Source organism: Microbacterium sp. P5_E9, assembly GCF_054049175.1.
The window spans coordinates 160,403-178,632 of record NZ_JBFUMV010000004.1 but is presented as its reverse complement, the minus strand read 5'-3'; the positions used below and the strand labels follow the sequence as shown (position 1 = coordinate 178,632).

Genomic DNA, 18,230 nt, shown 5'->3' with positions numbered 1-18,230 from the left:
AAGTCTGCCCGGCGATTCCAGACCAGGAAGACCCGGACGATCGCGCGGCGGATGACATTGCATCTCACCTATAACGGTACTCGGTATCACGGACTGCGGATGCCGCCACCTCGGTCGCGCGCAGGCTCAGCCGACGTAGTCCGGCGCCGCGGGCATGCCGAGGAACTGTTCGAGCGTGTGCCAGGCACCGGCGTGATACTCCGCCGCGAGTTCGGGGCCGACGTAGCGAAGATGCCACGGTTCCGGCGAATAGCCGGTGATGTCGGTGTACCCGTCCTCATAACGGACGATCCACCCGAACTCCCACGAATGCGCGGCCACCCACTGCTGCTGCGCCGTGCCGGCGAAGCTCTCGAGCCCGACGCAGCCGCCCGAACAGGCCGTGACGTCGGCAGCGAGTCCGGACTGGTGCTCGCTGTAGCCGGGCCGCGCGCTGACGGTGTCGGCGTGCGCTCGCCCATTCGCCGACACCTGTGCTCCATAGGTCGACTGCTGCGTCCGGTAGGACCGATACCCGCTGTCGAGCGCGATCTCGCCCGCACCGGCGGTCTTCGCGGCTGCGACCATCGTGGTGAGGGCGGCTGCGGCATCCGTGCGAAGCGATCCGCCGCTGATGTCGCGCACGGCCGCGGGCGCGCCCAGGGGCGACGGCCGGTAGTCGATCGGGTCGTACGGCCGGGTCTTGTTCACGAGCACCCAGACGTGCGCCGGGTCGTCGAGGGGAACGCATGGTGCCGTGCCCGCCGCCACCGTGGCCCGGAACGGCTCGGCACCCCCGGCGAGCGCGAGCGCGGTCGTATCGTCGCCCGCGCCGATCGCGGCGACGAATTCCGGGTTCGCACAGACATCGACGAGCGCCGGAACCGCGGACGAGGACGGAGCGGGGATCGCGGCCACCGACTCGGGAAGGGGGACGGGATCAGGCTCGTCGGCGACGGTTCGGGTGGCGGTCGTCTTCATGGGCGTCGTCACCGCCGCCGTGATGACCATCGTGCCGCCGATCAGCAGCGCGGCAGCGGCGACAAGACCGAACCCCGCCCGGATCCACGCCGCCCGCCGGGTGCGCAGATGCCGGGCCGGCGTGACGTCGGACTCGAGCAGCTCGGTCCCGCGCACCTCCCGACGGGTCGGGCCGGTGCTGGCCGGGGGCTCTTCTGTGCGGTTGTGCTGCTGTGCTGGGGCGGCTGACACAGCGGCCTCCCGCGCGCGGAGCTCGCGACGGGTCAGGCCGGTTGCAGTCGGCGTCGCCGGCGTTCGGGTCGCCCCGTCCGGGGTCTCCCGGGCATTCTCAACGCCGGGAGCCGGCCCCGTTACCGGAACATAGTTCGAGCGGTGGCGCGCGGGCATCGGAGCGGGTGACGCGGCTCCCACCCAATCCGGAAGGTCGTCCCTGTTCCCCGCAGACGAGTCGGAGTTCGTGGCATCCGCCTGCCGTTCGGGCGCACCAGTGTCGTCGCGAGGCTCGCGAGCCGCGCGACGGCTCGTGGGCGGAGCGTGCGGTCCGGGTGCCGTCACTCAGCCATTCTCCCCCGAGTTGCCGCGACGGATTCAGGCATGACCGATTCGCGGCATCCAAATCGTCTTTTTGTTCTATTCTGCTTGACACACATTCGTACGTCTGTTCTCATGAGATGGTGCGATGGCAAGGTCAGGAACTGGGAGTGGCGGATGCCGCGGCCCTGCCTGGCATGGAACAGCTCAATGGACTGGTGCGATCGGTGACGACGCCCGAGTTCTCCGGCATGACGTTCCACGAGGTGATGAGCAAGAGTGCCCTCAATCATGTGCCTGGGGCCTCCGCGATGCCGTTCGACTGGACGGTGAACCCGTACCGCGGATGCAGTCATGCTTGCTCCTACTGCGTAGGTCCCGACACGCTGGTGCTCTGCGCGGACGGTCGGCAGCGGCGCATCGACGAGCTCACGATCGGTCAGGAGATCATCGGAACGGAGCAGCGTGGCGACTACCGTCGCTACGTCCGGACGCACGTCGCGGCGAAGTGGGCGACACGCAAGCGCGCTTACCGCGTCACTCTCGCGGACGGAACGGAACTCGTCGCGAGCGGTGACCACCGCTTCCTCACTGAACGCGGGTGGAAGCATGTCAAAGGCGCGATGGGTGGAGCAGATCAGCGGCCGTACCTCACCACCAACAACCGACTGATGGGTTTCGGCCTCGGCGGTCGCGCCGTCCTCGGCCCTCATCTCGGCGGCGACTATCGGCGGGGTTACCTCTCTGGCATGATCCGCGGCGACGGGATGCTGTTCCATCGCTCGTATACGGATCTTGTTCGCACAAGGGCGATCCATCGCTTCCGGCTCGCGCTGGCCGACGTTGAGGCACTCGATCGAACCCGACAACTTCTCGCCGACGAGGGGATAGCCACCGACACACGACCTTTCACGACGGCCACCGCGACGCGACGCGCCATGACCGCGATCCACTCCGCACGTCGAACGGACGTGGAGGCGATCGAAAGGATCATCACAGTCCCGCGGTTGCGGACCCATGCCTGGCATGCGGGGTTCCTGGCGGGAATCTTCGATGCGGAAGGCTCTCACTCGGGCGGCATCCTTCGGATCAGCAACAAAGATCCGGAGGTGCTCCGGCTGATCGGCGAGGCCCTCACCGCGCACGGTTTGTCTCACGTCGTCGAGCCGGCGAACGCGAACGGTGTTCGCAACGTCCGCGTGTCAGGTGGACTCCCCATGCGACAGCGATTCTTCCGAATCACCGAGCCAGCGATCACCCGGAAGATCGACATCGTGGGCACTGCGGTCAAGACGGTCGCCGACCTCCGGGTTGTGAGTATCGAGGATCTCGGGCATGACATCGAGATGGTCGACATCACGACAGGCACCGGCGATTTCATCGCCAACGGCGTCATCAGCCACAACTGCTTCGCCCGGGGCACGCACGAATACCTCGACCTCGACGCGGGGCACGACTTCGACTCGCAGATCGTCGTCAAGATCAATGTCGCCGAGGTGCTCCGCCGCGAACTCGCCCGCGGCTCCTGGCAGCGCGACCCGGTCATGCTCGGCACGAACACCGATCCGTACCAGCGTGCGGAGGGACGCTACCGGCTCATGCCGGGGATCGTCTCGGCCCTGACCGACGCGGGCACGCCGTTCTCGATCCTCACGAAGGGAACGCTGCTGCGCCGGGACCTTCCGCTGCTGCGTGAGGCCGCGGCATCCGTCTCCGTCTCGATCGCGATGTCGATCGCGGTGTTCGACGATGCCCTGCAGAAGGCGGTCGAACCGGGCACGCCCACTGCGGCGGCGCGGCTCGACACCGTGCGGGCGGCGACCGAGGCCGGCTTCGAGGTGACGGTGTTCCTCATGCCGATCCTCCCCCACCTCACCGATTCGGTCGCGGCGATCGACGATGCGCTGCGGCGGATCAAGGATGCCGGGGCCGTTCGGGTCGTCTACGGCGCGCTGCACCTGCGGCCCGGCGCGAAGGCCTGGTTCATGCAGTGGCTGGAGCGCGAGCATCCGGAGCTCGTCTCGTCGTACCTCGGCCTGTACCCGGGGATGTCGGCGACGGCGCCGAAGGCGTACCGCGCGTGGCTCGCCAAACGGGTGCGGCCGCTCGTGCGGATGCACGGGCTTGACGGGCACTCGGAGGAGGAGGGGCAGCGCCGCTCCGAAGTGCCCGGGCTGGCCGGATCGCCGGTGATCGTCACTTCGCGCGGCAGAGCGGTGCAGGCGAGCACCGCGCGGCGCGAATCGACCCCGGCCCCCGCGATGCTCTTCTGACACCTTCTGATGGCGGGCAGGAAAAGCGAAACGCGCCGATCCCCGAAGGGGACCGGCGCGATTCGAGTCGTCCGAAGGCTACGCCGTGATCTCCGCGACGGACGCCTGGCGTCCGGCGAGCTCGTCGATCAGGTCGTCGCCGACGCGCACGTCGTCGAACGGCGCCTCAATCTCGGCCCGCTGCAGCATCTCGGTCATGCGGCGGCGACGCTGGCGAGTCACGAGCGTCACGACACGACCACTCGCCCCGGCGCGGCCGGTGCGGCCCGAGCGGTGCAGGTAGGTCTTGTACTCGTCCGGCGGGTCGGCCTGGACGACGAGGCTGATGTCATCGACATGGATGCCGCGTGCCGCGACATCCGTCGCCACGAGCACATTTACCCGACCAGAGGTGAGCCGCTCCAGGTTGCGCGTGCGCTTGGCCTGGTTGAGGTCGCCGTGCAGGGCGAGCGCGGGGATACCTGCGTCGTCGAACTGCTCGGCGAGCATCTCGGCGAACGCACGAGTGCGGGCGAAGACCAGGGTCTTGCCGTCGCGGTCGACGAGCGAGGTGAGGATCTCAGCCTTGTCGCGCTGGTCGATGACGAGCACGCGGTGCTCGATCGTGCCCGAGTCCTGGTCTTCACCAGCGACCTCGTAGACGGCCGGCTCGACGAGGAACTCGTCGACCAGCGACGCAACCTCGCGGTCGAGCGTCGCCGAGAAGAGGAGCTTCTGGCTGCCGTCGGCGGTGAGGCGGAGGATCCGCTGGACGGGCTCGAGGAACCCGAGCTCGCACATGTGGTCGGCCTCGTCGATCACGACGACCTGCACCTCGGAGAGGTCGAGCTTGCGCTGCTGCACGAGGTCTTCGATGCGCCCGGGGGTGCCGATGATGATGTCGACGCCCTTATGGAGCGCACCGACCTGGCGGGCCTGCGGCACGCCGCCGTAGATCTGCGTGGTGAACAGGCCCACGCTGCGGGCGATCGGCTGGATCGTGCGGTCGATCTGCAGCGCCAGCTCGCGCGTCGGCGCGAGGATCAGTGCCTTGGGCTTGCGGCCGAACTCGCGGCGCTGGCCGGCCTGCGAGCGCAGGACGTTCTCGACGAGAGGTGCGCCGAACGCGATGGTCTTGCCCGAGCCGGTCCGACCACGGGCGAGCACGTCCTTGCCCTCGATGATCGGCGGGATCGTCGCGGCCTGGATCGCGAAAGGCGTCGGAGCACCCAGATCGGCGAGGGCGCGGACGATGTTGTCGCCGAGGCCCAGGTCACCGAAGCCGGTGCCGGTGACGTTCTCGGCTTGAACGGCCTCAGCCTGCAGGCGCTCGTGCACGACATCGACGTGCTGCTCCTGAGCTGCGGAGCGCTCGGGCTTGGAGTTCCAGTCCGAGCGATTCGCCTGCGGCGCGGAGTCGCGGCGCGGGCGGTCGTCGTAGGAACGGGCCGGGCGGTCGCTGTACGAACGCGCGGGGCGGTCATCGTTCGAACGCGGCGGACGGCTGTCGTACGAACGGGCCGGGCGGTCGCTGTACGAACGCGCCGGACGGTCATCGTTCGAACGCGGCGGGCGGCTGTCGTACGAACGAGCCGGACGGTCGCTGTACGAACGCGCCGGACGGTCATCGTTCGAACGCGGCGGACGGCTGTCGTACGAACGCGCCGGGCGGTCATCGTTCGAACGCGGCGGACGGCTGTCGTACGAACGCCCCGGGCGATCGTCGTAGGAACGCGGCGGACGGCTGTCGTACGAACGCCCCGGGCGATCGTCGTTCGAACGCGGGGGACGGTTGTCGTACGAACGCGCCGGGCGATCGTCGTAGGAACGCGGCGGGCGGGTGCCGAAGTCCCGCGCCGGACGGGCATCGCCCGACTGGCGAACCGGGCGATCGTACGAACGCGCGGGGCGGTCGTCGTTCGACCGCGGGGGGCGGTTGTCGTACGAACGCGCGGGGCGGTCGTCGTAGGAGCGCGCGGGGCGGTCGTCGTAGGAGCGCGCGGGACGGTCGCTCGCGGAGTGGGTGCGGATGCTGCGGGCCTCGTCGCGGCCTGCGCGATCCGACGCGTTCCAGCGCTTCTTGGCCGGGGCCTCGGGCGCGTCGGCGCGGTAGCCGCGGTGACCGGGGCTCTTGCTGCCGGGCTTCTGCGGTCCGCGGGCGGCGGCCTCGCCTTCGGGGCGTCGCTTGCGGTCCTGGTAGCTGGTCTTCGCGCCGTAGCGGGGCTCGAAGTTCTTGGCCGGGCGTCCGCCGGCAGGCTTCTTGCTCTTAGGCATGGTGGTGTCCTTCTGGGTTGTTCTGCGTGAGAACAGCACTCCTCGAAACGCGCACAGCTGCGCGGCCGCACAAGCGGCACGGAGTAACCCGGACTGTCGTCGGCCGGGGGCCATTCACTGATGGTCGTCGGAGCGGATTCGCTCCCACCATCGGCCCCTTGGACTCACAAACCCATCTGCGCACAGCGCAGTGTCCAGAGCCGACCTTAGAACCTTACCGGTCCAACCTGAGAGGTCACCCGCCAGGCACCGCCCGGTCGCAATGCGCGCGACACATCGGAGCACCACAATGGTGCGTGGGCCGGCACGCACCCGACCCGGAGAGGCCGACATGAACAGCACCGCCGACCCCACCGGCACCCAGTTCGAGCTGCGCAGCCCGGACGGGCCCGCCACCGCGTCGATCACCCAGGTCGGCGCCTCGCTGCGCGGCTTCACCGTCGACGGCGTGGATCTCGTCCCGCGATACCCGCTCGGCACCCCGGCGCCGGCCGCCTCCGGCGTGGTGCTCGTGCCCTGGCCTGGTCGCGTGCGCGGCGGGCTCTGGACCCAGCGGGGCGAGACGCGTCAACTTGCCATCACGGAGCCCCAGACCGGCAATGCGTCGCATGGCCTGCTCCGCTTCGGCGCGTACACCGCGATCGCCCAGGACGAGGCATCCGTCTCCCTTGCCGCGACGGTGTTCCCGCAGACCGGGTATCCCTTCCAGCTCGACACCGAGGTGACCTATGCCGTCAGCGGCATGGCCCTCACCGCGACGCACCGGATCACGAACGTCGGCGCGTCGGACGCTCCGGTGGCGCTCGGCACCCACCCCTACCTGTGCATCGGCGACGTGGCGACCGCCGACCTCGAGGTGCGGGGGTCCGGTGCGACGCGCTTCTTCTTCGACGACCAGAAGATCCCGGTCTCACAGGGACCGGTGGATGCCGCGACCGACCTTCGCGGCGGGCGCCGGGTGGGCGACGTCGATCTCGACATGGCCTACAGTTCGCTCGCACGCGACGTCGACGGTCTGGTGCGGACGAGCCTGACGGCGCCGGACGGACGCCGGCTCACCCTCTGGCAGGGGGAGGGTTTCGACTACCTCCAGGTCTTCACCACCGACCGCTACCCTGGGCAGCCCCTCTCGATCGCGATCGAGCCGATGACCGCACCAGGCGAGGCGCTGAACTCCGGGCTCGGACTGCGCTGGCTCACCCCCGGCGAGACGTGGGAACTGCGGTGGGGACTGCTGTTCGAAGACGCGGACGCCGCTCGCCCTTGATGGCGTTGGGCGAGCTTACAATTCCGCTATGCCCGAACCCGTCGACACGGTCGATCACCCCGCCTCCGCTGCATCGCCGCAGGGAGCCCCCGCGCCCTCTCTGAGGGTCATGTCCGAAGGGCTGTCGACCGGCGCGGCCAGCGGCATCCTCGGCCTCATCATCGGGCTGGTCTCGGCCTACGTCTGGCCGAGCCTCCCCCTTTCGGGCGATGGCTCATTCGGCCAGCTCGCCGCCGTATCGGCCGGGGTCGTCGCCGCCGCCTCCACCGGCGTCGGCTACTGGCGCTCGCGGCACTCCGCCGGACAGGAGTGGCGGCTCACCCTTGCGCCGTGGAAGTTCACGGTCAACACGATCTCGGTGGTCGTGGTCCACACGATCCTGGCGATGCTCGCGACGCTCGCGCTCTATTACGTGCTCGGACTGGCCTTCATCGGACTGACGATGGTGCCGTTCTGGTCGGCCACACTGTTGGCCATCACCCTCGGCCTCGCCGGGCACCTCACCTACACGTCCTCATCGCGGATGACGACGCAGCGCATGTCGTCGCTGCTGATGGCGTTCGTGCTGATCGGCGTGCTCACCTCGATGGTGACCACCACCGATCCGGATTGGTGGCTGCTGCACTTCAGTCAGCTCGGCACCTTCGACTCCATCTCGAGCGTCGTCTTCAACGGCACGCTGATCGCCGGCGGATTGCTGGTCACGACCTTCGCCGTCTACGTCGGCAACGACATGCGGGTGCTGGTCGACCGCGGGCTGCTCGGCAATACGAAGAGCCCGCGGACGGTGTCTGTCCTGTTCGTGGTGATGGGCATCATGCTCGCCGGGGTCGGTCTCGTGCCGGTGGACGTGAACCTGGCGATCCACAACCTCTCGGCGACCGGCATGGCGATCGTGTACGCGAGCCTGCTGATCGCCGCTCCGAGACTCTTCAAGGGGATGCCGCGCACCTTCTTCGTCACGTCTTGGGGCTTCCTCGCTGCGACCGTGCTCTCGGTCGCGCTCTTCGTGAGCACCTACTTCGGACTCACCGCATTCGAGATCATCGTCTTCGCTCTCGTGTTCGCCTGGATCGCCACGTTCATCCGGTTCCTCGGAGTGACCGCCCAGCGCATCGCGTCGCAGCAGTGACAGATGCCGAAAGCCCGGTGCGTCACGTGACGCACCGGGCTTTCGACATTTCGTGAGGATCAGGCCTCGACGGGGTCCTTGCGGGACCGGCGGGTCTGCTTCACCGGCGCCGACGGGGTGAGCGCCTGCGCTTCGCCGTCAGCCGGGCCTCCGGCATCCGGGTCGTCCCCGCCTCCGGCGGCCACGGCATCCGCTCCCCCGGCGCGTCGCTCGGCGCGACGCTCCTTGGCACCCTCGACGAGGTTGTAGAGGGTCGGCAGCACCAGCAGCGTGAGCACGGTCGACGAGATCAGACCGCCGATCACGACGATCGCGAGCGGCTGCGAGATGAACCCGCCGTGACCCGTGATGCCCAGCGCCATCGGGGTGAGCGCGAAGATCGTCGCGAGCGCGGTCATGAGGATCGGACGCAGGCGTCGCGCGCCTCCGGCCATCGTCGCGTCGTGGGTGGTGAGGCCCTTGTCGCGGTACTGGTTCACGAGGTCCACGAGCACGATCGCGTTCGTGACCACGATGCCGATCAGCATCAGCACGCCGATGAGCGAAGCGACGCCGAGCGGCACGCCGGTGATGATCTGCAGCAGGATGGCGCCGGTGGCCGCGAACGGCACCGAGATCAGCAGCAGCAGCGGCTGACGCAGCGACTTGAAGGTGGCCACCATCACGATGTAGACGATCAGGATCGCCGCGAGCAGTGCGAGCCCGAGCTGCGTGAACGCGTCCGACTGCTGCGTGACGACACCGCCGAGGGCGGCATCCGCCCCGGTGGGCAGCTCCACATCGGCGAGTGCCGTTGTGACCGCCGCCGATGCGGTGCTCAGGTTGTCCGTCGACGGCGTCGCCGTCACGGTGGAGGTGCGCTGGCCGCCCTGCGAGGTGATCGAGGTCGGACCCTCCGTCTGCTCGACCGTGGCGATCTCCGAGAGCGGGATCAGACCCGCCGCGCTCGGAATCTTCAGATCCTGCAGCGCCTCGATCGTCGTCGGCGGGTCGGAGACCGCGAGATAGACCGTGAGCGACGACTCGTCGATCTCGACGGTGCCGATCGAGCGGGGCTGCATCGTGTTGTTGACGAGTGCGCCGATCGCGACCTCCGACAGGCCGAGCTCCGCTGCGGCATCCTTGTCGACCGTGACGGCGACATACGGGAGGGAGGCCGCGAGGTTGCTGGTGACCTGTCCGATCCCGTCCGCATCGGACACGGCGTCGACGACCGCAGTGGTGGCCTCCTCGAGGGTCGCCTGGTCGGGAGCGGTGACATCGATCTGGATGTCGGTCGAGCCGAACCCGCCGCCGCCGGACGCGACCGCGACCTCGCCGACGTCCTCGAGATCCGCCAGCGCATCCTGTACGTCCTCGCGGACGGCGACCTGGTCGACGTCGGGATCGGTGGTCACCGAGTACGTGACACCTCCGCCGCCCCCGCTGAACGCGTCTCGCAGTGCCGATCCGCTCGAGCCGATCGAGGTCTGCACGGTCTTGACGCCGTCGACGGACAGCAGCGCGTCCTCGACCTTCTTGGCCGCGGCATCCTCCGCCTCGAGGCTTGCCGCGGGCCCGACCTGCTGCGTCACCGTGAAGGTGTTCTGCCCCGAGTCGCCGAGGAAGTTGGTCTTCATGAGCGGCGACACGGCGATCGTGCCGACGAGCACCAGCACGGCGAGGCCGAGCGTGATCCAGGAGTGCTTCAAGGTCCAGTGCAGGATCGGGATATAGGCCTTCTGCAGGCGCGTCGGCGGAGCCTCGGGATCCTCCGGGTYGACCTCCGCCCCGTTCGCGTCGAGCAGCGGCTTGCCGGGCTTGAGGAACCAGTAGGCGAGCACCGGGACGATCGTGAGCGCGACCAGGAGTGAGGCGGTCATGGCGATCGTGACGGTCATCGCGAACGGCCGGAAGAGCTCGCCGGTGACATCGCCCACGAAGGCGATCGGCAGGAACACGGCGACGGTCGTGATGGTGGAGGCGGTGACGGCCGAGGCCACCTCGCGCACGGCGCGCTTGATGGAGTCGAGCTTGTCCGCGTCGCCGACGTAATGCCGCTTGATGTTCTCGATGACGACGATCGAGTCGTCGACCACGCGGCCGATGGCGATCGTGAGCGCGCCGAGAGTCAGGATGTTGAGCGAGTACCCGAACGCCTGGATGCCGATGAAGGTGATCAGCACGCTCGTCGGGATCGAGATCGCCGTCACCAGGGTGGCACGCACCGACAGCAGGAACAGCAGGATGACGAGCACGGCGAAGAGCAGGCCGAGCATGCCCTCCTGTGCCAGCGACTCGATCGACTGCTGGATGTACGGGGCCTGGTCGAAGACGACGATGAACTCGGAGCCGGAGCCGATCGAGTCCTGCAGGTCGGGGAGCGCTGCGGTGACCGCGCGCGAGACGTCGACCGTGTTGGCGGAGGGGAGCTTCGTCACGGCGATCGTGAGGGCCGGCTCGCCGTTCACCCGCGAGATCGAGGTGACCGGGTCCTGCTCCTGCGCAACGGCGGCGACATCCGCGATCGTCACGGCGCCGGCCTGGGCCTGAGCCGGGGTGGAGGGCACCAGGGGCAGCGCCGCGATGTCCTCGGAGGACGTCAGCTTCGTGCCGGTCTGCACCGTGAGGGTCTGGTCGTTCTCGGTGACGGTTCCGCCCGGGAACAGCACGCCGTTCTGCGACAGGGCGTCCGAGATCGCCTGCTGGGTGTATCCGGCCTCGGCGAGCTTCTCCGGGTCCGGCGTGATGGTGACCCGCTGGCCACGGCCGCCGACGACGCCGGCGCTGCTGACGCCCTCGATCTTCTCGAGATCGGGAATGACGGATGCCTCGAGCTGCGCCTGGATCGTCTCCTCGTCGTCATAGCCCGAGACGGCGAGCTGGATGACGGGCAGGTCGTCGAAGCTGAACGAGACCACGTTCGGCTCGACGCTGTCGGGCAGCTGGCTCTTGATGCGGTTGATCGCCTGCGTGATCTTCTGCTCGGCGGTCGTCAGGTCGGTGCCGTACGTGAACGACGCCTGGATGATCGACGCGTTCGTCGTGCTGGTCGCGCTCGTCGTCTCGAGTCCGGGGATCCCCTGGATGGCCGATTCGATCGGCGCGGACACGTCGTTGCTGACGACTTCGGGCGACGCGCCCGGGTAAGTGGTGACGATCGAGAGCTGCGGGAACTCGATCGAGGGGATGAGCTCCTGCTTGAGGCTGGTCAGCGCGATCCCACCGAAGACGGCGGCCACAATCGTGATGAGGGCGATGAGCGCGCGGTTCTTGAGGCTCAGAATGGCGAGGTTCGACACGGGGGCCTTCGCTGTGATTTCGGGCTTGCTCCGTCTCATCCGGAGAACCCGGAGAGGCGTCGATACGTGAATGTATCGGGGTCAGTATCCCATGGAGATTCAGGACGGCAGAAACCCGGCGACGAGACGGCCGAGGGTGAGTCCGAGTCCGGCGGCGAGCACCGCGGCGACGAGCGTGCCGATGAGGTTGGCCCAGGCCCAGTCGCGTCGGCCGCGTCGGCCGAGGAGCACCGTCTCGCCCGAGACCGTGCTGAAGGTCGTGTACCCGCCGAGGGCCCCGACGCCGATGATGGTCGCGATGTCCCCGCCGATCGCGCTGCCGAGCCCCGTGACGATCCCGAGCGCCAGCGCACCGGTCACATTCACGATCAGGATGCCGAGCGGGAACGCGCCTCTCCGTCCGCGCATGACCGCGACATCGACGATGTAGCGCAGGCCTGCCCCGAGCCCGCCGGCGGCCGCCGTGACGGCGAACAGCACCCAGCCGGTCATTCCGCCGCCTCCGGAGCGACTGCTTCCTGGCGGGCGGCCGGACCGCCGCCGACCCTGAGCCCGATCGCCGCGGCGAGCACGCCGCCGAAGATCGACACGGCGGCGAGGATCAGGCCGACGACGGGGGCGGCGCCGCCCACCTCGACGACCTGCACCGCGAAGGCGCTGTAGGTCGTGAAGCCGCCGAGCACCCCCGTGACGAGGAACGCCCGAAGGCGCGGCCGCCGGTCGTCGATCCGGCCGACGACCACGCCGAGCAGGAACGACCCGACGACATTGATCGCCAGCGTGACCGCCGGGACGACCAGCGGATGGATGCCGGCGCCGAGCGGCACGACGAGCGCCGCGCGCGCGGCGACCCCCACCATCCCGCCCACGACGACGAGACCGAGCGTGCGCGCATCGATCCGGACCGGCATGCCCTCACCATATGGCGGCCGAGGCATGTTCCCCGGCATCATCGCCGTGCGCGCGGCACAGCGTTGCCTCAGCGCCCCGCTTTCACCCCAGCAGTCGCCGAATCGCCGTCTCGGGAGCCACGGTGAGATCGAGAAGCTCTCCCCGGGCGTATTTCGTGAAGATGCGCGGGTCGATGTAGCTGGCGCGTGCCACCACCGCGGTGTTGCCGAGGGCGGCCGCCGTCGCACGGGCCGCGAGCCGCGCCGCCTGACTTCGATCCGTCGAGGTTTCCGCCGGGCCGATCCGCGCCAGCGCCTCGGCGGCGAGGATCGTGCCCCGCAGGGTGCGGAAGTCTTTCGCGGTGAAGGCTCCTCCGGTGAGCGCGTGCACGTGCGCGTTCACCTCCGCGGGCGTGAGCGGGACGCGGCGGCGCCCGTCGAGGTACGACAGGAGCGGCAAACGGGGGTGCCCGACAGCGAGGTCGGCGATCGCCGCCGCGAGATCCGGATCGTCGATCTCGAGCCGTGCGCGCTGCCCGCTCTTGGCCGGAAAGGACAGCGTGACGACGGATGCCTCGACCGCGGCATCCCCGCGCTGCAGCGTGGTCAGACCGCGACTGCCGTGGCGCTCCAGGTATCTTGACGAGCCGACCCGAGGAGCCGCGGAGTCGAGAAGCCGGAAGGCGACCGCGAGCACCCGGTCCTTTTCGAGGCCGGTGCCGCGGAGGGCGACCGTCACCCGCCGGCGCGCCGCCGGCAGGGCCTCGGCGAGCGCGAGCGCCCGCGCGTACTTGCCGCGGTCTCGGCGCTGCCGCCACCGCGGGTGGTAGAGGTATTGGCGGCGGCCCGCGGCATCCGTTCCCACCGCCTGGATGTGCGCGAGCGGATCCGCCGCGATCCACACGTCCACCCACGCGGGCGGGATCACCAGCGCGTGGATCCGTTCCCGGTCACGACGTGATGCGGGCGAACCGTCGGGTGCGAGATAGCGGAATCCCGACCCCGCTCGCACCCGGCGAAGGCCCGGGTCGTCGTTGGGGCTGACCCGGACGAGCCGTGCGCGTCTGTGCTCCGTGGGGCTCAATGGCTGCGGAGCATGGCGATCAGCTCGGCCTTCCGCTTGCCCGAGTAGCCGCGGAGGCCGATCTCCTTGGCCCGCGTGCGGAGCCGCTCGACCGTCCAGTCCTCATAGTCTCCGGATTCGCCGCCGCGGCGGCCGACAGCAGCTCGTCCGTCGCGGGCCGCGGCGTTCGAGATGCGGGCGGCCTTCTCCTTCGACGCTCCGTCGTCGCGCAGCTCCTCGTACAGCTCGGGGTCCTTCAGACTGCTCGATCCGCGCCCTTTCGGCATGGCATCCTCCTGCGTGCGCTGTTCGCTACACGGGCGAGGGTAGGCGGGAAGGGACCCGCGAGTGCAGGGGATTGACACTCGATCGTGCGGTCGCTATCCCGTGCAGAGCGCACTCCGGGGTCGGTTCGAGCGGCGGCGGCGGTTAGCCCACTGACCGGCGGTCGTCAAGCCCCTGCCCGTCTGCGGGGGCCGATGCGAACGTTGAGTCTCACGTCGGACCTAGGCACCTCGCCACGAACGGCCGACTGAGAAGGAGAACTCCCGTGAATATCGCGCTGATCATCATCATCGTCGTGGCCGTCGTCCTCGCCATCATCGGCGGGCTGAACTCGGCCCTGAGCTGGCTGCTGTGGGTTGCGATCATCGCTGCCGTCATCGCGCTGATCGTCTTCCTCTTCCGGGTCATCGGCGGCCGAAACCGCGTCTGACCCCAGCCTGAGCCCCCGAGAGGGCAGAAGCGCGACCCCAAACGCGCTTCTGCCCTCTCGGCTTTTGTGTGCTCGAACCGCTACAGGTGCGCGGCGGCGTACGCCTGCAACGCGTCCCGCACGAACTCGGCGCCATCCTGGCCGCCGTAGTTCTGCGCGAAGCGCGGGTCCGCGACATACATCTCGCCGAGGCCGAGCAGGTATCCCTTGAGATCCCCACCCGGTGTTCCCGCCGGCGTGCCGGGGATGCCGGTCAGCCAATCGACGTGCCGCTGCGCGAGCGCCTGCGCTTCATCGCCGGCCGGGTCGATCCCCCGCTCGGCCGCCGAGACCCAGTCCTTGCCGAGCAGCTCGACACGGGACTTCCACGCCGCCTTCTGCGCGGCATCCATCCCCCGCCACCAGCGGTCGCTGTCGGCGTAGGCCTTCTTTCCCCAGCGCTGTTCGACTTCGTCCTGGTGCTGCGTGTGATCGAAGCCGTCGAACATGTTCTCTGCCATCAGTCGTTCACCTCCCTTCAATGTCGTGATCGTCGATTCGACCGACACGATCTGCCGTGCCAGCCGGTCCTGCTCCTGTCGCAGCCAGGCGAGGTGACCCTCGAGGGCGCGCTCCTCGGAGGTCTCGCGGTCGATCACCTCGGCGATCTGCGGCAGGCCGAGGCCGAGGTCGCGCAGCAGCAGGATCCGCTGCAGACGCACCAGAGCCGTGCCGTCATAGCGGCGGTAGCCGTTGCCACCCACACTCGACGGGGGCAGCAGCCCGATGTCGTCGTAGTGCCGCAGCGTGCGGCTCGTCGTGCCGGTGATCTTCGCGATCTGCTGGATCGACCACTCCATGTGCTTCCTCCTGTCCTCTCTGTCCACGGTAAAGGTTGACGTCGCGTCAAGGTCAAGCTCTCCCTCTTGACTAACTCGCGATATATCGTGTTATGCTCTGGATACGCGATATATCGCGAACTCAGTCATCAACCCCAGGAGTACTCCCATGACCCTCGAAAAGTGGATCATCCAACCAGGTGAGACGCGCGTCATCGACATCGAGACCGTCCGCAAGCTCAAGGTCAGCCTGGTCGGCGGCCAGATCGACGTGGTCGCACACGACGAGCCCGGCGCGCGCATCGAAGTGCACAGCGTCACCGGCAAGGACCTCCGCATCGAGGTCACCGGCGATGTCGTCGAGATCGACCACCCCCAGCTGCGCTGGGACAACTTCCTCGAAGTGTTCAAGAACTTCGGGTCGGGCGGGCCGAAGAGCGAGATCAGCGTCGCCGTCCCCCGCGATGTCGCGCTCACCCTCGGCGTCGTATCGGCCAGCGCGCTGGTCTCGGGCATCCGCAGCGACGTCCGACTCAACACCGTGTCGGGCGACATCATCGCCGACAGCCTGATCGGCGACATCTCGGTGAACGCCGTCTCGGGCGACGTGCAGATCCGCGAGCTGGCCGGCGCCCTGAGCGCCAACAGCGTGTCCGGCGACGTCGCAGCGACCGGCGCCCTGCGCAAGGCGACGATCGACACCGTATCGGGCTCGATCCTCGTGGATTCCACCGGAGAAGTGAGCTCGGTCAGCCTGAACACGATCAGCGGCAGCGGCACGGTCCGCCTCGACGAGGGTCTCCCCGCCAACTACGTGGTGCACAGCGTCAGCGGTCGACTGCAGGTCGACGGTGTCGTGCGCTCCGGCATGAGCGGATTCACCACCAACTACGCCGGCTCGATCGGCGAGCTGAGCGGGCGCTTCGTCGACGTCCGGGCCAACTCGGTCTCGGGCAACCTCACTGTGCTGCGTCGCACCCCGGTCCCCGCGCCGGACGCTGCGAACGACGAAGAGGAGGAGTGGTGATGACCCCCGTCTTCTCCCACGGCGATCTGCGCCTGTACCTGCTCAATCTCCTCGACGAGGGCCCACGGCACGGCTACGACATCATGCAGGCGCTCTCCGATCGCACCGGGGGCACTTACACACCCAGCGCGGGCACGATCTACCCGCGCCTGGCGAAGCTCGAAGAAGAGGGTCTCGTCAGCAAGTCGGTGGACGGACGCAAGACGGTCTACGCGATCACCGCGGCCGGGCACGCCGAGGTCGAAGCGCGCGCGGGTGAGCTCCAGGGCATCGAGGCCGGCCTCGCCGATTCGGTGCGGCTCATCGCCGACGAAGTGCGCGGCAGCGTGCGCGACGCCATGAAGAGCCTGCGCGCCGACCTCGCCGCCGCCGCACAGGACGAGCGGGCCGGTCGCACCGGAACCACCCGGACCGAGGCCACCTACACCTCAGGCGCCCCGGCTGCGGACGACCCCCGTGTGCTGAGCCGAGACCAGCTGCACCGCGCCGAGTCTGTGGTGGCGGAGTTCCGGGCGCGGGTGCGCAGTGATCTGCGCACGCACGTCGCCCGCGGCGGCGGGCTCGCGGCATCCGTCATCGACGATCTCGAGGGTGCGCTGGACACTGCCGCACGGGCGGTCACGCGCGCCCTGCGCTGACCCGCAGACGACTTCGACGCGAGGGGGTCTCGCCGGCGGATCAGGCCGGCCAGATCTCCTCGTCGTCCGTGATGGGCTCACCCAGCGGGACGACCAGGATGGGGCGCTGCTGCCGGTGCGCAAGGCGCGCCGCCACCGAGCCGGTGAAGAACTCGCGGATCGACTCGCCGATCCCGCGGCGGCGGGTGCCCACCACGATGAGCCGCGCATCCACGTCGTCGGCGAGGTGCTTCATCGCCAGAGCGGGATCGCCGACGAGCTGACGGATGCTCCAGGTGATCCCCGACCCGTCGAGGACCGCGGTCGCCGTGGTCGTCACGGCCGACAGGTCGGCTTCGCCCCCGGTGAGGTTCATGTCGATGGGCGCCGAGTGCACGTACCCGTCGGGATCTTCATAGGTCACGAAGCGCGTCACGTCGACGTGGGCGATCAGCAGGGGGGCGCCGAACAGCCGCGCGTAGCGCGCCGCCTCCTTGAGCACCCGGGTGGGCTGCTCCGGGATGACCCCGACGATGACGGCGCCATGAGCGGCGGCATCTGCGGCAGCTTCTGCGTCGATGGATTCGGATGCCTCGTCGGCCATAAGCGCCATCGCCCCTTTTCGCGCCGGTATGGGAGCCGCCGGCCACCGGAAGCTCCGTGTTATTCTGAATGCTACTCTTACCGGCTTCCAGCCGGATCGTGACTGCCCGGGCTACATACTGCGGGATGCCCGCGCACAGAAGCCCGCGGCTCTTAAAAATGAGGGGGTCTCGCATGGGTCGTGGCCGTCAGAAGGCAAAGCACACCAAGATCGCGCGCGAACTCAAGTCCTACAGCCCGAGCGTGAACTACACCGCGCTCGAAAAGGAACTGGGCCACCCCGACGAGGATGCCTACGTCGACAAGTGGGCAGATCAATACGCCGACGAGTACGAGGACGAGAAGGCGTAGCAGCCTCTTCGATCAGGCGACAGTCGCTCCGGCGCTCTTCTTGCGCGCCCGGCGTTACGCCGCGGCCGCCTTCTTGCGCGCGCGACGCGCGTTCCACCACGCCCAGAACTTCGCGAGCTGCCGTTTGAGCCAGCCGGAGATGCGCCGAGCCCAGTGGAACTCGGTGCCGAGGATCCCCAGCCCCAGGAATACGGTGAGCCAGCCGGGGCCGGGCAGCGCCAGCAGCAGGAGTCCGGCCAGAGTCAATGCCCCACCCACGACGCCGACTGTGATGCGATAGGCCAGGTTGAAGCGCGGGTGCTCCGCGACCCAGGCGCGCATTCGCGCCATCATCCGCACGACCGGCCGATCGGGCTGCTCCGCGGCCGTGATCTCGGCGCTGACTGCGCCTTCGAGATCGGTCGGGTTCGGCATCCTCCGACGCTAACACGATATATCGTGATCTTCCT

17 protein-coding genes are annotated in these 18,230 nt (G+C 68.8%); 7 read left to right on the top strand and 10 right to left on the bottom strand.

From position 1 onward, the window contains the following. Window positions 1–126: 126 nt before the first annotated feature. A complete protein-coding gene (locus ACXJ3V_RS08800; protein WP_457099911.1) occupies window positions 127–1,191 on the bottom strand; it encodes a D-alanyl-D-alanine carboxypeptidase family protein in 1,065 nt (354 codons plus the stop codon). Window positions 1,192–1,634: 443 nt separating this feature from the next. Between ACXJ3V_RS08800 and ACXJ3V_RS08795 the strand changes: the two genes are divergently transcribed. Continuing rightward, window positions 1,635–3,764: an intein-containing Rv2578c family radical SAM protein gene (locus ACXJ3V_RS08795; protein ID WP_457099977.1), complete on the top strand. Its 2,130-nt coding sequence runs from the start codon at window positions 1,635–1,637 to the stop codon at window positions 3,762–3,764. Between the two features lie 78 nt (window positions 3,765–3,842). Here ACXJ3V_RS08795 and ACXJ3V_RS08790 read toward each other — a convergent pair whose 3' ends face one another. Beyond that, window positions 3,843–6,017, bottom strand: coding sequence for a DEAD/DEAH box helicase (locus tag ACXJ3V_RS08790; protein ID WP_457099910.1), 2,175 nt, complete (start codon window positions 6,015–6,017; stop codon window positions 3,843–3,845). 331 nt (window positions 6,018–6,348) lie between these two features. Here ACXJ3V_RS08790 and ACXJ3V_RS08785 point away from each other — a divergent pair, with 331 nt between their 5' ends. Both ACXJ3V_RS08785 and ACXJ3V_RS08780 read left to right on the top strand, forming a co-directional pair. After that, the gene (locus tag ACXJ3V_RS08785) at window positions 6,349–7,284 is read left to right on the top strand and encodes an aldose 1-epimerase family protein (protein WP_457099909.1); all 936 of its coding nucleotides are present in this window, start codon (window positions 6,349–6,351) and stop codon (window positions 7,282–7,284) included. A gap of 28 nt (window positions 7,285–7,312) precedes the next feature. Further along, complete coding sequence (locus ACXJ3V_RS08780) at window positions 7,313–8,416, top strand: hypothetical protein (RefSeq protein WP_457099908.1); 1,104 nt, start codon at window positions 7,313–7,315, stop codon at window positions 8,414–8,416. A 59-nt stretch (window positions 8,417–8,475) separates the two neighbouring features. Here the strand turns inward: ACXJ3V_RS08780 and ACXJ3V_RS08775 are convergent, their stop codons facing one another. The 5 genes from ACXJ3V_RS08775 to ACXJ3V_RS08755 all read right to left on the bottom strand — a co-directional run bounded on the left by ACXJ3V_RS08775 (window position 8,476) and on the right by ACXJ3V_RS08755 (window position 13,937). Further along, window positions 8,476–11,697, bottom strand: coding sequence for an efflux RND transporter permease subunit (locus ACXJ3V_RS08775; protein ID WP_457099907.1), 3,222 nt, complete (start codon window positions 11,695–11,697; stop codon window positions 8,476–8,478). Window positions 11,698–11,796: 99 nt separating this feature from the next. Next, window positions 11,797–12,189 (bottom strand): fluoride efflux transporter FluC, encoded by a 393-nt coding sequence (locus ACXJ3V_RS08770; protein ID WP_457099906.1) that lies wholly within the window; start codon window positions 12,187–12,189, stop codon window positions 11,797–11,799. Continuing rightward, window positions 12,186–12,608: a fluoride efflux transporter FluC gene (locus ACXJ3V_RS08765; RefSeq protein ID WP_457099905.1), complete on the bottom strand. Its 423-nt coding sequence runs from the start codon at window positions 12,606–12,608 to the stop codon at window positions 12,186–12,188. Before ACXJ3V_RS08765 ends, ACXJ3V_RS08770 begins: the two co-directional genes overlap by 4 nt. Before the next feature lie 82 nt (window positions 12,609–12,690). Next, window positions 12,691–13,671 carry a DNA topoisomerase IB gene (locus ACXJ3V_RS08760; RefSeq protein WP_457099904.1) on the bottom strand — a complete coding sequence of 327 codons (981 nt, stop codon included), beginning with the start codon at window positions 13,669–13,671 and terminating at the stop codon, window positions 12,691–12,693. Continuing rightward, entirely contained in the window at window positions 13,668–13,937 is a 270-nt protein-coding gene (locus tag ACXJ3V_RS08755; protein ID WP_457099903.1) for a DUF7218 family protein, read from the bottom strand. The genes ACXJ3V_RS08760 and ACXJ3V_RS08755 overlap by 4 nt, the downstream gene beginning before the upstream one ends. Window positions 13,938–14,200: 263 nt before the next feature. Between ACXJ3V_RS08755 and ACXJ3V_RS08750 the strand changes: the two genes are divergently transcribed. Beyond that, entirely contained in the window at window positions 14,201–14,365 is a 165-nt protein-coding gene (locus ACXJ3V_RS08750; protein ID WP_457099902.1) for a hypothetical protein, read from the top strand. An 80-nt stretch (window positions 14,366–14,445) separates the two neighbouring features. Here the strand turns inward: ACXJ3V_RS08750 and ACXJ3V_RS08745 are convergent, their stop codons facing one another. Beyond that, on the bottom strand, window positions 14,446–15,204 hold the full coding sequence (locus ACXJ3V_RS08745; RefSeq protein ID WP_457099901.1) for a MerR family transcriptional regulator: 759 nt from the start codon (window positions 15,202–15,204) through the stop codon (window positions 14,446–14,448). A 148-nt stretch (window positions 15,205–15,352) separates the two neighbouring features. Between ACXJ3V_RS08745 and ACXJ3V_RS08740 the strand changes: the two genes are divergently transcribed. Both ACXJ3V_RS08740 and ACXJ3V_RS08735 read left to right on the top strand, forming a co-directional pair. Beyond that, window positions 15,353–16,210, top strand: a complete 858-nt coding sequence (locus tag ACXJ3V_RS08740; protein ID WP_457099900.1) for a DUF4097 family beta strand repeat-containing protein — start codon at window positions 15,353–15,355, stop codon at window positions 16,208–16,210. Beyond that, window positions 16,210–16,848 (top strand): PadR family transcriptional regulator, encoded by a 639-nt coding sequence (locus ACXJ3V_RS08735; RefSeq protein WP_457099899.1) that lies wholly within the window; start codon window positions 16,210–16,212, stop codon window positions 16,846–16,848. Before ACXJ3V_RS08740 ends, ACXJ3V_RS08735 begins: the two co-directional genes overlap by 1 nt. A 40-nt stretch (window positions 16,849–16,888) precedes the next feature. Here the strand turns inward: ACXJ3V_RS08735 and ACXJ3V_RS08730 are convergent, their stop codons facing one another. Continuing rightward, window positions 16,889–17,431, bottom strand: coding sequence for a universal stress protein (locus ACXJ3V_RS08730; protein WP_457099976.1), 543 nt, complete (start codon window positions 17,429–17,431; stop codon window positions 16,889–16,891). Window positions 17,432–17,604: 173 nt separating this feature from the next. Here ACXJ3V_RS08730 and ACXJ3V_RS08725 point away from each other — a divergent pair, with 173 nt between their 5' ends. After that, window positions 17,605–17,781, top strand: coding sequence for a DUF3073 domain-containing protein (locus ACXJ3V_RS08725; RefSeq protein WP_457099898.1), 177 nt, complete (start codon window positions 17,605–17,607; stop codon window positions 17,779–17,781). Between the two features lie 54 nt (window positions 17,782–17,835). Here the strand turns inward: ACXJ3V_RS08725 and ACXJ3V_RS08720 are convergent, their stop codons facing one another. Next, window positions 17,836–18,195, bottom strand: a complete 360-nt coding sequence (locus ACXJ3V_RS08720) for a TIGR02611 family protein (protein WP_457099897.1) — start codon at window positions 18,193–18,195, stop codon at window positions 17,836–17,838. Window positions 18,196–18,230 lie beyond the last annotated feature (35 nt).